The 14,170-nt window shown below is 72.1% G+C and carries 13 protein-coding genes and 1 pseudogene; 4 read left to right on the forward strand and 10 right to left on the reverse strand.

From position 1 onward, the window contains the following. Positions 1-59: 59 nt before the first annotated feature. The 5 genes from U9R90_RS15820 to U9R90_RS15840 form a co-directional block, all read right to left on the reverse strand. On the reverse strand, positions 60-881 hold the full coding sequence (locus U9R90_RS15820) for an NAD(P)H-binding protein (protein ID WP_411057077.1): 822 nt from the start codon (positions 879-881) through the stop codon (positions 60-62). Between the two features lie 96 nt (positions 882-977). Then, positions 978-1,853, reverse strand: coding sequence for an alpha/beta hydrolase (locus U9R90_RS15825; RefSeq protein ID WP_411057078.1), 876 nt, complete (start codon positions 1,851-1,853; stop codon positions 978-980). Between the two features lie 115 nt (positions 1,854-1,968). Beyond that, positions 1,969-3,306 (reverse strand): kynureninase, encoded by a 1,338-nt coding sequence (locus U9R90_RS15830; protein ID WP_411057079.1) that lies wholly within the window; start codon positions 3,304-3,306, stop codon positions 1,969-1,971. Further along, positions 3,299-4,150, reverse strand: a complete 852-nt coding sequence (locus U9R90_RS15835) for a tryptophan 2,3-dioxygenase family protein (protein WP_411057080.1) — start codon at positions 4,148-4,150, stop codon at positions 3,299-3,301. Before U9R90_RS15835 ends, U9R90_RS15830 begins: the two co-directional genes overlap by 8 nt. Before the next feature lie 245 nt (positions 4,151-4,395). After that, positions 4,396-5,775: a hypothetical protein gene (locus U9R90_RS15840; RefSeq protein WP_411057081.1), complete on the reverse strand. Its 1,380-nt coding sequence runs from the start codon at positions 5,773-5,775 to the stop codon at positions 4,396-4,398. A 123-nt stretch (positions 5,776-5,898) separates the two neighbouring features. Here U9R90_RS15840 and U9R90_RS15845 point away from each other — a divergent pair, with 123 nt between their 5' ends. Continuing rightward, a complete protein-coding gene (locus U9R90_RS15845) occupies positions 5,899-7,161 on the forward strand; it encodes a molybdopterin-dependent oxidoreductase (protein WP_411057082.1) in 1,263 nt (420 codons plus the stop codon). A gap of 391 nt (positions 7,162-7,552) precedes the next feature. Here U9R90_RS15845 and U9R90_RS15850 read toward each other — a convergent pair whose 3' ends face one another. From U9R90_RS15850 to U9R90_RS15860, 3 genes and pseudogenes are all read right to left on the reverse strand, one after another. Then, positions 7,553-8,320 carry a class I SAM-dependent methyltransferase gene (locus U9R90_RS15850; protein ID WP_411057083.1) on the reverse strand — a complete coding sequence of 256 codons (768 nt, stop codon included), beginning with the start codon at positions 8,318-8,320 and terminating at the stop codon, positions 7,553-7,555. Further along, positions 8,317-8,952: a DUF2064 domain-containing protein gene (locus U9R90_RS15855; RefSeq protein ID WP_411057084.1), complete on the reverse strand. Its 636-nt coding sequence runs from the start codon at positions 8,950-8,952 to the stop codon at positions 8,317-8,319. The genes U9R90_RS15850 and U9R90_RS15855 overlap by 4 nt, the downstream gene beginning before the upstream one ends. A 281-nt stretch (positions 8,953-9,233) precedes the next feature. Then, positions 9,234-9,926: pseudogene (locus U9R90_RS15860) on the reverse strand (glycosyltransferase family 2 protein); the annotation flags it as partial. 114 nt (positions 9,927-10,040) lie between these two features. Between U9R90_RS15860 and U9R90_RS15865 the strand changes: the two are divergent. From U9R90_RS15865 to U9R90_RS15875, 3 genes are all read left to right on the forward strand, one after another. Next, a complete protein-coding gene (locus U9R90_RS15865) occupies positions 10,041-10,898 on the forward strand; it encodes a response regulator (RefSeq protein ID WP_411057085.1) in 858 nt (285 codons plus the stop codon). A gap of 4 nt (positions 10,899-10,902) precedes the next feature. Beyond that, complete coding sequence (locus U9R90_RS15870) at positions 10,903-12,015, forward strand: sensor histidine kinase (RefSeq protein ID WP_411057086.1); 1,113 nt, start codon at positions 10,903-10,905, stop codon at positions 12,013-12,015. Positions 12,016-12,167: 152 nt separating this feature from the next. After that, positions 12,168-12,719, forward strand: coding sequence for an AAA family ATPase (locus tag U9R90_RS15875; RefSeq protein WP_411057756.1), 552 nt, complete (start codon positions 12,168-12,170; stop codon positions 12,717-12,719). Positions 12,720-12,742: 23 nt separating this feature from the next. On the opposite strand, the gene U9R90_RS15880 is transcribed toward U9R90_RS15875, so the two are convergent. Then, positions 12,743-13,213 (reverse strand): NUDIX domain-containing protein, encoded by a 471-nt coding sequence (locus U9R90_RS15880; protein ID WP_411057087.1) that lies wholly within the window; start codon positions 13,211-13,213, stop codon positions 12,743-12,745. Between the two features lie 4 nt (positions 13,214-13,217). After that, on the reverse strand, positions 13,218-13,958 hold the full coding sequence (locus U9R90_RS15885; protein ID WP_411057088.1) for a helix-turn-helix domain-containing protein: 741 nt from the start codon (positions 13,956-13,958) through the stop codon (positions 13,218-13,220). Positions 13,959-14,170: the final 212 nt, after the last annotated feature.

Below are 14,170 nucleotides of genomic sequence, written 5' to 3' on the forward strand. Positions count from 1 at the left end.
GCGGCGGGCCGTCGTCCACAGCGGTGCGGACTTCCGCCGTCCGTCGCAGGTACTACGCGCTACGCGCGGAACGCTGACGCGTGCGCCTCGGCCCACTCCACGAACGTACGCGCCGGACGTCCGGTGACCCGCGCCACAGTGTCGGCCACCGTCCGGCCCACGGGCGGGGTGTTCCCGTACACCATGACCAGGAAGTCGACCGTGCCGGCGGGGATGCCCTGCGCCGCCCACTGCTCGCGCGCCTGCTCCTCGGTCAGCTCCACCAGGCGGACCGCCCGGCCGCGCGCGGTCGCGATCGCGTCCACCTTGTCCCGCAGGGTGAGCACCTCGGGGCCGGTGATCACGTACTCCTGTCCGCCGTGCCCGCCCTCGGTGAGCGCCACGGCCGCCACCGCGCCGATGTCGGACTCGTGGACCATCGCGCTGAGCCGGTCCGTAAACGGCTCGCGGACCTCGTCCGCGCCCCGGATGCCGTCCGCCCACGCCAGGGCGTTGGACATGAACTCGACGGGCACCAGGACCGTCCAGTCGAGCCCGCTCGCCCGTACGGCGTCCTCCAGCGGCGTCGGACCGCCGCCGTGCAGGACGGTGATCCGCCGTACCCCGGCCTTCTCGGCGAGTTCGACGAGGCGCGGGCCGGTCTCCAGCGGTGCGAACTGCTCCCCGTCGAAGGTGATCAGATGGACGGCGGTGGCCCCGCCGAAGGCGGGCACCAGGCTGTCGGGGACGCTGAGATCCCCCTGGACGACCTCCACGCCATCGGGGAGCGCGGCCCGTCGCGGATCGCGGGTCAGGGCGCGGACCCGTTCGCCCTTGAGCAGGAGGTGTTCGACGATGTGGCGGCCGACGGTTCCGGTGGCTCCGGTGACGAGAACGGTCATGGGGGCTCCTCCACTGGGCTTGGCGGGCTGGTTGGAACCACCGTAGGAACGCTTGCGGTCAGGTTCTGTCCGCAATGAGGAAGCGACCTCAGGCCGTCAGAAGGCCAGTTGGGCGATCTCCTCGGCCACCACCGCGCACGCGTCCGCCGCCGGGTCGATCAGCGGGAAGTGCCCGACGTCCTCCAGGAGCGTCAGCCCCACCAACTCCCCCGCCCGCCCCGCCGCGTCGGCATAGGCCTCGGACACCGCATGCGGGACGACGATGTCGTCACGGCCCTGCACGAGCGTGGTCGCGATCCCCGTGGGCAGCAGCAGGGCCGGGTCGGCCTGCGGCCGCCGCGCCTTGAACTCCCCCTCACCACCGAGGAGTTGCGTCACGGCCCCCGAGCACACGTCCAGCTCCGCCGCCACCGCGAGGTCCGCGATCGGCGCGAGCGCGACGACCCCGCGCAGCCCGGCCGGATACGGCGCGTGCCAGGGCGAGTCGGCGGGCAGTACGTGGCGGGACGCGGCCCACAGGGCGAGGTGGCCGCCCGCCGAGTGCCCGGTGATGACCGTACGCCGCGGGTCGGCCTGCGGCGCGTACTCGCGTACGAGTCCGGGGAGCGCGTCCAGTGCGGCGGCGACGTCGTCGAAGGTCTCGGGCCAGCGCCCGGCGACCGGGCCCTGGCTGCCCTGGAGTGGGAGGGAACTCCCGCGCCGGTACTCGACGTTGGCGACGGCGAAGCCACGGCGGGCCAGGAAGTCCACGAACGGCGTGAGGTGTTGCCGGTCGTAGGGGGAGCGCCAGGCACCGCCGTGCAGCGCGATGACGAGGGGGGCGGCCTGAGCCACGTCCCGCGGGGCGTAGAACTCGATGACCTGATCCGGGTGGTCGCCGTACGCGGCGGTGGCGTCGGGGGCGACGGCGGGGTGCGAGAAGGCCGACTCCGCCTCGGCGGCGTCTCGGGCGATCGCGTCGTCGTCCGGCATGCTGCGGGCCTCTCTGCGGTGGGGAGCGTACGGAACGGGCCCGCCCCGCCCGCCGTCCTGAACTGTGGCGAAACCCCAGTTCGGGACGGCGGAGGGACGAATCCGCCGGACGCTATCAGCCCAGCACGGTTCCCAGAACCCGCGCCGCCCGGTGTACATCGGCGAAGGAGACGTACAGCGGTGTGAACCCGAAGCGCAGGACGTTCGGTGGCCGGAAGTCGCCCACCACGCCGCGCGCGATCAGTTCCTCCATGACCTCGGCGGCCCCCTCGCAGCGCAGCGCGACCTGGCTGCCGCGGTCGGCGTGCGCGGTCGGGGTGATCGAGCTGACCCGGCCACCTGGCACGTACGCCTCGACACACTCCAGGAAGAAGTCCATCAGCATGAGCGACTTCGCGCGCACCGCCTCGATGGACACCCCGTCCCAGACGTCAAGTGCCGTCTCCAGGGCGAGCATCGACAGGATGTCGGGGGTGCCGACGCGCCCGCGCACGGCGCCGTCCGCGGGCGCGTACTCCGGCCGCATCCCGAAGGGGTCGGTGTGCGAGTTCCAGCCGGGCAGCGGCGAGTCGAAGGCCGCCTGGTGGCGCTCGGCCACATAGAGGTACGCGGGCGAACCCGGGCCCCCGTTCAGGAACTTGTACGTACAGCCGACGGCGAAGTCGACGTCGTGCGCGTCGAGCCCGACGGGCAGCGCGCCCGCGCTGTGGCACAGGTCCCACACCGCGTACGCGCCCGCCCGGTGCACGGCGGCGGTGATGCCGGGCAGGTCGTGCTGCCGTCCGGTGCGGTAGTCGACGTGGTTGACCAGCACGGCGGCGGTACGGGGCCCGGCCTCGGCGGCGATCTCCACGGCGGGCACGGCGCGCAGGCGGCAGCCGGTCAGCCGGGCCGCCGACTCGGCGATGTACCCGTCGGTGGGGAAGGTGCCCTCGTCCACGAGGATCTCGTCCCGTACCGGTACCGCGCCGACGGCTCGTGCCGGTGGGGCGGTACCCGACGGCGCGGCGAGCCGTGCCGCCGCCGCGGCGGCCGCGGGATCGGCGGTGCCCGGCGCATGCGCCAGCCGCACCGCCCCCACGACCGCCTTGAGTACGTTCACGCTGGTCGAGTCGCCGACCACGATCTGGCCCGGCGCCGCACCGACCAGCGGTGCGATCCGGTCGCCGATCCGCTCGGGTGCCGTCCACCAGCCGGACTCGGTCCAGGAGCGGATACGCAGTTCGCCCCACTCGCGGGTGACGACGTCGGCGAGGCGCGCGGGCACGGCGCGGGGCAGCGCCCCGAGCGAGTTCCCGTCCAGGTAGACGACGTCGTCGAGCACGAACTGCTCGCGCAGCTTGGCCAGTTCGTCGGCGGCGTCGAGCGCCGCGGCCTTCTCGGCCAGTTCTCCGGCCAGCTCTTGGGTCAGCTCTTGGGCCAGCTCTTGGGATTCGGAGCGGGAATCAGACATGGCTGCGCGCCGTCCACAGCTCGGGGAACACGTTTTTCACGGCCCGCTTCTCCAGCCAGGCGACACCCGCCGAGCCGCCCGTACCGGTCTTGGAACCCATCGCGCGCCGGGTCGCGACCAGATGGTCGTTGCGCCAGCGCCAGACCAGTTCGCCGACGTCGGTCAGCGCCTCGCCGAGCCGCAGCAGCTCGCTGTCCGACGCCTCGCTTTCGTCTCCGTACACGGCCGCCCAGATCGCCTCGACCTCCGGCGACGGCTCGTACTTCTGCCCCAGGTCGCGCTTGAGGACGGCCTCGGGGACCTCGTACCCGCGCCGGTCCAGCAGCCGCAGCACCTCGTCGTACAGGCTCGGCTCGTGCAGCGCCTTCTCCAGCTCCGCGTGGACACGCGGCGCGCCCCGGTGCGGGACCAGCATGGACGCCGACTTCTCGCCCAGCAGGAACTCCATCCGCCGGTACATCGCGGACTGGAACCCGGAGCCCTCGCCGAGCGCGGAGCGGTACGAGTTGAACTGGCCGGGGGTCAGCTGGCCCAGCGGCTTCCACGAGGCGTTCAGCGCCTCCAGCTCACGGACGCTGCGCTTGAGCGCGGCCACCGCGACCGGGATGTCGTCCTCGCGCAGGGCGCGGGACGCGGTCTCCCACTCGTGCACGATGACGGTGAACCAGAGCTCCATCACCTGGGTCGTCACCAGGAAGACCATCTCGCCCGGGTCGTCCGAGAGCGGGTGCTGGAGGTGGGTGAGGACGTCCGCCTGGACGTAGTCCTCGTACGGGGTGGTGCCCGCGAAGTCCAGGTTCGGCGTATCCGAACCTGCTACGGGGGCATCGGGGTACTGCGACATCGCTGTCTCCTCGATACGTACTACCGGGTAGCGGTCCGCCCCTTCCTCGCTCGGTATCGGAGCCCCGGTCCCCTCGGGCCGCGTACGCGTGCTGTACGCACCGCACGGGCCCCACAGCGCATCATCCGTGGCGGCGCGCGCCAAGGCAAGGCGGGCAGGTGGCCGACCTCCGGGGTCGACAGGTGGCCGACCTCCGGGGTCGACAGGTGGCCGACCTCCGGGGTCCCGTGTTCAGCGTCCTGTGTTCACCATCCTGTGAAGAGCAGGTGGTTGATCGCCAGGGCCAGTACGGCCTGGGCGGCCAGCCAGTAGCGGCGGGCGGTGGCGGGCAGCAGTGCGGCGGCGGGGAGCAGGAACGTCGCGAAGGGAAGCCAGATGCGCTCTGTCTCCGCCTTGCTCATGCCGGACAGGTTGGCGGCGAGGAGCGCCACCAGCGCGGCCAGGACCAGCGCGACCAAGCGGTCGGCGGGTGTCGTCTCGCCGGTGCGCAGGCGTCGTACGGCCGCGGGGACGGCCGCCAGGGTACGGCGGAGCCCCGCGACGGTGGCGAGGCCGATGACGAGCACCGTGCCGGCGAGGTTGGACCAGACGAAGTAGCCGTACGGGCGGTTGCCGCCCGCGCCCTCGTAGTAGCGCTCTACGAGCAGGTGGTACGCCTCCCAGTAGTTGAAACCCGCCAAGGTGAGGGCGAGCGGGAGGACCGCCGCACCGAGCAGGAGGAGCGGCAGGGGGCGCCAGGTGCGAGCGATCAGCAGGACCGCGGCGACGACCAGCCCGAACAGGGTCAGGCCGTAGGAGAGGATGAAGGTGAGACCGAGGAGGAGGCCGGAGCCCAGCGCGGCGGCCGCGGGAAAGCGGGTCGTGCGGGTCGCGGCCAGGGCCAGCAGCGCGATCATCCAGGCCGTGACGGCCGCGAAGTAGCCGTCCGCCGATGTGCCGATCCAGATCGCGGCGGGCGCCAGGACCAGGAACGGTGCGGCGCGGCGGGCGGTCTCTTCGTCGGCCAGGGCGCGTAGCGCGATCAGGACGGCGGCGACGGCGGTGGCGCCGATCGTGATGCACCAGACGCCTGCCCAGGCGCCGCCGCCCAGGCCGATGCGGTCGAGGTAGACGAAGGTGAGCGTGGCGCCTGGCGGGTGGCCCGCGGTGTGTGCGGGCCAGTTGTCCGGCGAGCTCATCAGGATGTGGTTGGTGAAGTCGCGCAGGGTTGCCGGGATGTCGTCGAAGCGGTCGATGACCTGGAGGTACTCGTGCTTGGTCGTGAGCCGCTCGGCGATCCCGTCGTGCCAGCCGTCGATCAGTGCGAGCGACCAGATCCAGGCCGTGGACGCCGCGAGCGCGGTGAGCACCAGGGCGCGCCACTTCAGGCGTACGGCGAGGGTCGGGCCGTACGCGATGACGGCGGTGGCCACGGCGAGTGCGGCGGGGGTGCCGGGGCCCAGGTGCGGTGACCATCTGGCGTACAGCGGGGGCCAGTTCAGGTGGAGGCTGCCGGGGGTGCCGTTGGGGCGGTCGATGGCGGTGCCGATGATGATGGCGGCCGTGACGAGTACGACGCCGAGGCCTGCGGCGATCAGGTCAGGGCGGGTGCCGGGTCGAGGGTCAGGGGGTGCTTCGGGGGTCACGTGTGCACGTTAGGCCGGGATCGGCGGGTACGGGCCCTGCGGCGGCCGCCGTCACTGGACCGTCAGGGTTTCGTCATGCGTCGCAGCACCCGCCACGCCGATCACCCGGCATAGCGTCGGACCATGCGCGAGACACCGCAGATCACCAACCCCACCCAGCCCGAATTCTGGCGCAGCCCCCTGCGCGGCCCCTGGCTGACGTCCGTACTCGGCATCGTGCTGCTGGTAGGGCTCACGCTCCTCTTCGTGACGGGCCTGCTGTCGTACGCCGCGTACAACCCGAACCTGGCCCCGGTCAACGACAAGACACCGGACAAGGGCCTGCTCGGGTTCTACCTCTTCGACTGGCCCACCGACCCGCACTGGCTCTACCGGCTCAACCAGGGCCTGCACGTCACGGTCGGCATCGCGCTGATCCCGGTGCTGCTGGCGAAGCTGTGGTCGGTGGTGCCGAAGCTGTTCACGCTGCCTCCGGCCCGGTCCGTGGGGCATGCGCTGGAGCGGATCTCGCTGCTGCTGCTGGTCGGCGGGGCGCTGTTCGTGTTCCTCACCGGGGTGCTCAACATCCAGTTGGAGTACGTCTTCCCTGGCTCGTTCTACCCGCTGCACTTCTACGGCTCCTGGGTGTTCTTCGCCGCGTTCGTCGCGCATGTGGGGCTGCGGCTGCCCAAGGCGCTGCGGGTGCTGCGCGACCGTCGCTCGCGGAATGACGACGGCGAGGACGAGGAGCTGGTGTCGCCGCGCCCCGCCGAGCCGAGCATCTCCCGGCGCGGCGCCCTCGGCATGGTCGGCGGCGGGTCGCTGCTGCTGCTCGCGACCACGGCGGGGCAGAACTTCGACGGGCCGCTGCGGCACACGGCGCTGCTCGCGCCGCACGGGGGCGACGAGCCGGGCTCCGGGCCGAACGGTTTCCAGGTCAACAAGACGGCCGCCATGCGGGGGATCAGGCCGGCCGACACGGGTGAGGCGTGGCGGCTGACACTCAGCGGGCCGCGCGGCGACGACATCCGCCTGTCACGCGACGATCTGCTCGACCTGTCGCTGCACAGCGCGGCCCTGCCCATCGCCTGCGTGGAGGGGTGGTCGACGTCCGACCAGTGGTGGCGCGGGGTGCGGCTGCGGGACCTGGCCGCGCTGGCCGGGTTCGACCCGGACCGGGCGGCGCCCGATGTCCTGGTGGAGTCCCTCCAGCTGCGCGGGGCCTTCCGTAGGGCCGCGCTGCGCGACAACCAGGTACGGGACGCGCGGTCGCTGCTGGCGCTCCAGGTCAACGGCGAGGACCTGTCGCCGGATCACGGGTATCCGGCGCGGATCATCGTCCCGGCCGCGCCGGGAGTGCTCAACACCAAGTGGGTGTCCAGGCTGAGCTTTGGAGAGCTGCGATGACGTCACGCACGTACGGCTTCAGGAGCGGGTTCATGAGTCGGTTCGCGAGCCGGTTCGCAGGCAGCTTCGCGAGCCGGTTCCGGCGCTGGTACGGCGAAGGGCCGTACCAGCTCCTGCTCCTGCTGGCCTCGTTCGCGCTCGCGGGCTACGCGGGAGTGCGGCTCCTGGACGGGGACTGGCTGATGATCGCGGTGTGGTTCGTCGGCGCGGCGCTGGTGCACGATCTCGTCCTGGTGCCGCTGTACGCGGTCGCCGACCGTGTCCTGCGGGCCGCCGCGAGCCGGTCTGGACGGCGGCGGCTGCCCTGGGTCAACTTCGTCCGGGTACCCGCCTTCCTCTCCGGGCTGCTCCTGTTGGTCTGGTTTCCGCTGATCACCGGGCAGGGGGCGCGCTACGAATCGGTCACCGCGCTGCCCGCCGACGTGTTCCTGTCCCGCTGGCTGCTGGTGTCGGCCGCGCTGTTCGCGGGGTCCGGGCTGTGGCTGCTGCTGCGGTGGCGACGCAGCGCGACGAAGGGGCGCTCGTCGCAGGTCCACTGACCGACGGGACGCCAGCCCGCCGCGCGGGCGTAGCCCAGCAGGGCCGAGGTGCCCAGGCGGGCCCACGGGAAGAGGTCGCCGGTGGCCCCCCGGCCGTCGTCGACACGTACCTGCGCCCGCTCGTCGATGTCGACCGGCGCGGCCTCGGCGATGAGCAGACCGCCGGGGGCGATGAGCTCCCCGACCCTGGCCAGGAGGATGTCGGGGTCGCCCCCGATGCCTATGTTGCCGTCGATGAGCAGGGCCGTACCCCAGCGTCCCTCGCCCGGCAGCGGGTCGAAGACCGAGCGGCGCAGCGCCGAGCCGCCGAGGCGCCGGGTGTGCGCGACGGCCGCCTCGCTGACGTCGATGCCCAGGGCACGGTGGCCGCGTGCGGCGAGCGCGGCTACCAGGCGTCCCGGGCCGCAGCCGATGTCCAGCACGCTCCCCTCGCAGCGGCGCAGCGCGGACAGGTCGGCCGTACCGGCACCGGCGCACCAGCGCTCGACCTCCAGCGGCAGCAGCCAGCCGTCGTTGCGGCGCAGGAAGAGCGGGCCGTGACCGTTGCGCAGGGCGTCGGTGTACGGGTCCGTGGCCCAGGAGACGACACCACGGGCCTGCGGCCGTGCCGGGGCGCTCATCGACCGGTGGCCAGGGCCAGGCGGGCGAACGCGGCCGCGAAGCGGGTGCCGGGGGCCGCGGCAGCGACCTGCTCGGCGTCGTCCACGGTGTCGACGTCGCGCAGCACCGCCAGGTCCCGTACCCGTAGCCCGGCCGCGGTGAGCCGGGCCCGCTGGGCGGCGCCGGTCTCGGGTGTGGACATGGGCACCCCGCGCAACAGCCCGGGGTCGGGGTCGGCCAGGCCGAGCGCCCAGAAGCCCCCGTCGGCGGCCGGTCCGAACCAGGCGTCGCAGCCCTGCCAGGCCTCGGGCCCGAGGGCCGGGGCGAGCAGCTCCGGAGTGATCTGCGGGGTGTCCATCCCGACCACCAGGGCGGGTCCTCTACACCCCGCGAAGGCGGCGGCGAGGCGTTCGTCGAGCCCGCCGCCGGACTGCGGTACGACATCGAAGCCGGGCGGCAGCCAGTCCCCCGGCGCCCCGTCCAGCACCAGCACGCGGCGCCCTGCGGGCGCGGCCGCCACGGCGCGCAGCGTGTCGACCAGCGCGGCCTCGGCGAGTCCGGCCGCCTCGCTGGGCGTGCAGGGCGGGGTGAGCCGGGTCTTCACCCGACCCGGCACCGGCTCCTTGGCGATCACCAGCACTGTGGTGCTCACGGTGTGCCTCCTTCGTGGTGGCGCGATGTCGTGCGCTCCTGGTGGCGCGGGGCCGAGCGCTGTTGGTCGCCCGGTGCCGGGCCTTCGTGGCGGCCCGCTGCCGGGGTGCCGTGGTGGCCCGGTGCCGAGCCTTCCTGGTGGCCCGGTGCCGCGGTGCCGTGGTGGCCCGGTACCGCCGCGCCGTGGTGGCCCGGTGCCGGGGTGCCGTGGCGGCCCGGTGCCGCCGTCCCGTGGTCGCCCGCTGCCGCCGCGCCGGGATGGCCCGCCGCCGCGCCCGCCCACGGTGGCTCCGCGAGTACCTGCCGCATGTCGCGGACCGCGTGCCAGGTGCCGCGCCAGGTGCCGGTGACCTTCGACTTGCCGGTGCGGGGCAGGTAGGGGACGTCCCGCTCCTCGATCCGCCAGCCCGCGTCGGCCGCCCGTACGACCATCTGCAGCGGGTACCCACTGCGGCGGTCGGTGAGGCCGAGGCCCAGGAGGGACGCGCGGTGGGCCGCACGCAGGGGGCCGATGTCGTGCAGCCGTACGCCCGTGCGGCGGTGCAGCATGTGGGACAGGGCGAAGTTGCCCGCCCGCGCGTGCGGCGGCCAGGCGCCACGCGTCTGGGGCCGCCGACGGCCGATGACCAGGTCCGCGTCCCCCGCCGCGACGGCGCGTACGAAGGGTTCGAGCAGGCCCGGGTCGAGTGAGGCGTCACAGTCGCAGAAGCAGACGATGTCGGCCGTGGCCGCCGTCAGACCGGCGTGGCAAGCCGCTCCGAAGCCGCGCCGCGGCTCCGACACCACGGTGGCGCCGAGGGCGCGGGCGACGTCCGCCGATCCGTCGGTGGAGCCGTTGTCCACGACGATCGCCCGCCAGCCCGCTGGGATGCGTTCCAGCACCCAGGGCAGCGCGGCGGCCTCGTCGAGGCAGGGCAGGACGACATCGACCCGTGGGGGGTCCGAGGGGGAGGTGGAGTGGGTCACGTCACTCACCCTACGAAGAGGAAACGGACATAACTGACCTTAGGTTCTTACGAATCGCGGACATCGGCAGCCCGAGAGCGCCCCAGCGCCCCACCTGCACGGGTGCGGTGCGACGCTGGCCGTATGCAGACACCACCGCAGGGCCGCGCACCGCGCGTACTCGTCGTGGACGACGACCCCACCGTCGCCGAGGTCGTCGCGGGCTATCTCGACCGCGCCGGATACTACGTGGACCGCGCAGAGGACGGCCTCGTCGCGCTGGAGCGCGCCGCCGCCCACTGGCCGGACCTGGTCGTCCTGGACCTGATGCTGCCCGGTATGGACGGCCTGGAGGTCTGCCGGAGGCTGCGCGCCAAAGGCCCGGTGCCGGTCATCATGCTCACCGCCCGTGGCGACGAGGACGACCGCATCCTGGGCCTGGAGATAGGTGCGGACGACTACGTCACCAAGCCGTTCAGCCCGCGCGAACTCGTCCTCCGGGTCGAGTCGGTGCTCCGCCGCAGCCAGGCCGCCGTGGCGGTCCCGCGCCCGGCCGCGCCACTGGCCGCGGCCGGTCTCTCGGTCGACCCGGCCGCCCGCCGCGCCACGAAGGGCGGCGACACCGAACTCGCCCTCACCATCCGCGAGTTCGACCTGCTCACGTTCTTCCTACGGCACCCCGGGCGGGCCTTCAGCCGCGAGGAGCTGATGCGCGAGGTGTGGGGCTGGGAGTTCGGTGATCTGTCCACCGTCACGGTGCACATCCGCAGACTGCGCGGCAAGGTCGAGGACGACCCGGCCAGGCCGCGGCTGATCCAGACGGTGTGGGGGGTGGGCTACCGACTGGACGTCCCGGACGACGCGCCCACCAGCGAAAACCCGGTACCGCCCACCAGCCAAAGCCCAGTACCGCCGACCAGCCAAGGCCCCGTACCGCCCACCAGCCAAAGTCCCGTACCGCCGACCAGCGACCACCCCGCACCGCCCCGGACCGAGGACTGACCCCATGATGGACTTTCTCGTCATCGCCCTGCTCGCCTTCCTCGGCGCGGCGCTCGCGGGCCTGCTCGGGGCCCTCGCCCTGCGACTGCTGCGGAACCAGTCGCTGGTGGTGCACATGTCCGTGGTCCCCGCCGTCGCAGTGACCGCGATGCTCGCCGGGACGCTCTTCGTCTGCTGGGAGATGTTCATCTCGCCGCACGACATGACCGTGGTGAACATCGTCGTCGCCATGTCGGCGGTGGTCTCACTGGCCACCGCGGTCCTGCTCGGCCGTTGGGTCGTCGCCCGCAGCAAGGAACTGACCCTGGCGGCCCGTTCCTTCGGCGACGACGGCAGCTTCGCCGCGCCCACCGGCCCGGCGACCGCCGAACTGTCCGCCCTGACCAGAGAGTTGGCGGCCACCAGCGCCAAACTGGCCGAGTCACGGGAGCGGGAGCGCGCCCTGGAGAAGTCCCGGCGCGAACTGGTCGCCTGGATCTCCCACGACCTGCGGACCCCGCTGGCCGGGCTACGGGCCATGTCCGAGGCCCTGGAGGACGGCATGGCAGCCGACCCCGACCGCTACCTACGCCAGATCCGCACCGAGGTCGAGCGCCTCAACGCCATGGTCGGCGACCTCTTCGAACTCTCCCGCATCCACGCGGGCGCACTCGCCCTCACCCCGTCCCGGATCTCCGTCTACGACCTGGTCGGCGACGCGCTCGCGGGCGCGGACCCGCTGGCGCGCGAGCACGGCGTACGACTGGTGGGCGACCGAATCGACGCGGTGCCGATCGAGGTCGACAGCGGCGAGATGAGCCGGGTCCTCGGCAACCTCCTGATCAACGCGATCCGCCGCACACCCGCGGACGGCACGGTCGCGGTGGCCGCCCACCGCTCCCCCGACGGCGTGGTCCTCTCCGTGACGGACGGCTGCGGCGGCATCCCCGACGAGGACCTCCCGCGCGTCTTCGACACGGGCTGGCGCGGCACCCACGCACGCACACCTCCGGCCGGTGCAGGCCTCGGCCTCGCGATCGTCCGAGGCATCGTCGAGGCCCACCAGGGCCAGGCCGCGGTACGGAACGTATCCGGCGGCTGCTGCTTCGAGGTCACGCTTCCGGCGGCGGGGGTGTAGCGCCCCGCTCGGCAGCGGGGTTCGGCCCTGCTCAGCGATCTTTCGGGCATGATCTGGCAAGGGTCTGTGGCCTCACCCAGGCCGCACAGCATGCTGATTCGACATGTCGGGGCCCGACGCACGGGCATGGCATCGGGGCGGAGAGGATGACGTTGATCGTCTGGGTGAACGGTGCGTTCGGCAGCGGGAAGAGCACGCTGGTGGACGAGTTGCGTCCACGCTGGCCCGAAGCACTGGTCTATGACCCGGAGATGGTCGGCTATGTGCTGCGCGAGATCGTGGAAGTGCCGACCGGCGACTTCCAGGATCTTCGGCTGTGGCGGCGCCAGGTTGGCGACCTGGCGGTAGGGCTGGTCGAGGAGTACCGCCGCCCGGTCCTGGTCCCCATGACCGTGGTCAACCCCGGGTATGTCGGTGAGATCTTCGGCGTACTGAAGGACGCGGGCATCGACGTTCACCACTTCTTCCTCAAGGTCTCCCGAGAGGTCCTGGAGGAGCGGATCGACGGCCGGAGCTTCACCCCGGACAACCCCGAGCAGGACGAGCGGGTCCGGCGCTGGTGCAAGGCCAGGATCGAACCGTGTATGGCCGGTGCCGACGCCCTGCCCAGCGACACGGTGTTCCTGGACGGCGAGCTACCCCCGCAGCGGTTGGCCGACCAGGTGCTGGCACAGGTCCGAGCCGGTGGGCCATCCGGCGCCTGACGACCTCTGCGCTTGGCTTCGCGCTATCCCAGGTACGGCGAGGTTCGGTGCTCCAGGAAGTGTCCGACGCGCAGCCGCTGGGTGTGGTGCATGGGCAGTGCGTCCAGTTCTCGGGGGTCCACGAAGCGGAGTTCCGTGCTCTCGTCCGAGATGGCCAGGGTTCCGCCGACGACGCGTGCCGCGAAGCACACGTTGAACTGGCGGCGCACCTCTCCGTCGCTGTACGCGATGATGTGGCGAGGATCGGTGTACGTACCGACCAGCCCCGTGATCTCCACATCCAGACCGGTCTCTTCCTTAACCTCACGGACGGCCGTGCCCGGCAGCGAGTCGCCCATGTCCATGCCCCCGCCCGGCAGCGCCCACAGGTCGTTGTCCCGGCGTCGCTGTAGCAGGATGCGGCCCTCTCCGTCCGTCACCACGGCGGAAGCGGCCACGACCAGGCTGTTGGGCTTCGGCGCATTCGGGTCGTCGTAGTACTCGGTGCGTGCCATGGGCTCACCCTTCCACTGGTCGGGCCGTCTCCCATACGGCGTTGAAGCTCTCCGCGTAGGTGTCGAACAGACCCCCGTTCCCGTGGCGCCGCAGATGCCACACGGGCGCCTTGTACGCGTTCGCTCCCCAGACGTGGGCGTTCACCAGGACCTGGTCATCGGCGCGGTAGAGGCTGCTGTAAAGGGTCGTCCCGTGTGTCCGGATCTGAATGCCGGGCACCTCATGCAGCGGCTGGTAGTGCATGAGCGCGAGGCGGCAGCGGGACTCGATGCCGTGACCGAACTTCTCTTCCTGGCCTCGCTGTTGGACGTTGGCGCTGTCGGCGTCACCCAGGGCGATCCGGACCTCGCACCCCTCGCTGGCCCGCTCCCGTAGCAGGTCGTTCAGCCGGGGGTACGCCTCGTGCAGGAAGACCGCCGCGTACACCAGCACGTCGATCCGCTCGTGTGCCGCTGCGAGGAGATCCACGAACACGGACACGGGAAGGTCCGCCCGCTGGTCGTACAGCGCGACAAGCTCAGGGCTGACCGCCCGTGCGGCTCTCACTTGACGGAGCTCCGGCCACAGCGCGTACACGTCTTCGCCCAGGGCCTCAGCCGCCTTCAGTGCCGTTGCCCGCCGTGGCGTACGCCCTAGGTTGACCCACCGCTCAACACTCTTCGGGTCCACACCGGTCGCCTCGGCCAAGTCACGGTGCGTCCAGCCTCCGGCAGCCATGACGGCCCGTAGACGCTCGTTCAGCATGGTCATTCCCCCAACTCGCGGACGCGGTTAGGGACGTTGTACCCGCTGAGGGACGTCCTGAAGTGGGAAATGTACGAGGTTCTCACATCCCAGTGACCAGCGGGACGATCACCAAACCGACACGCACGAGGGGACGACGCGATCATGGCGGACAAGAGCGATACAGACGCGAGCCAGTGGGAGTACACGACCTACGCCCCCGCTGGGGAGAC

The organism is Streptomyces sp. E11-3, from assembly GCF_046540415.1.
Classification (GTDB): Bacteria; Actinomycetota; Actinomycetes; order Streptomycetales; family Streptomycetaceae; genus Streptomyces.